Source organism: Paenibacillus terrae (assembly GCF_000943545.1).
GTDB classification, from domain to species: domain Bacteria; phylum Bacillota; class Bacilli; order Paenibacillales; family Paenibacillaceae; genus Paenibacillus; species Paenibacillus terrae_A.
Window position 1 is genome coordinate 1 of the sequence record NZ_JTHP01000193.1, and the last position, 704, is coordinate 704.

A 704-nucleotide genomic window follows, 5' to 3' on the forward strand; every position below is an offset into this window, starting at 1 on the left:
AGAAAAGCCTACGGCACACGCAAGATCAAAGTGAAGCTCCATGAGCGTGGGTTGATCGTCTCCAGACGTCGCATTGGCCGCATCATGAAAGAGCAAGGGCTCGTTTCTACCTACACGGTGGCACAATATAAGCCCCATAAAACGGCATGTAACGAAGCAACGACGGCGAATGTTTTGAAGCGGGAGTTTGAGCAAACGGAAGCTAAACGCTTCGTCGTCAGTGATTTGACATATGTGAAAGTCCAGAACCGATGGCATTACATTTGTGTGCTGGTGGATCTGTTTAATCGAGAAATCATTGGTCATAGTGCAGGCCCGAACAAGGACGCTGCTCTGATTACCCGTGCCTTCGCGACCGTTAAGGGTGATCTACATCAGATTCAATGGCTTCATACCGACCGTGGCAGCGAGTTCAAAAATCAAAAGATGGACGAGCTTCTGGAGACGTTTGAAATCGGTCGATCGCTAAGTATGAAAGGCTGTCCGTACGACAACGCTGTGGCTGAAGCCACCTACAAGATCATGAAAACAGAGTTTGTGAACCAGATGAACTTCCAGAGCCTTCGTCACTTGGAACTCGAACTATACGATTACGTCAACTGGTTCAATAAGCATCGCATCCATGGAACCTTAGACTATATGACGCCTGTTCAGTATCGCCAAGAAGCCCTTAAAAAAGTTGTCTGATTTACTGTTGACAATCC

General features: G+C 47.3%; 1 protein-coding gene. It reads left to right on the plus strand.

What is annotated here, in order from left to right; translation table 11 throughout:
* Nucleotides 1-687, plus strand: a 687-nt coding sequence (locus QD47_RS29625; RefSeq protein WP_052647042.1) for an IS3 family transposase, incomplete at its 5' end; no start/stop codon positions are given.
* Between the last annotated feature and the right edge of the window lie 17 nt (nucleotides 688-704).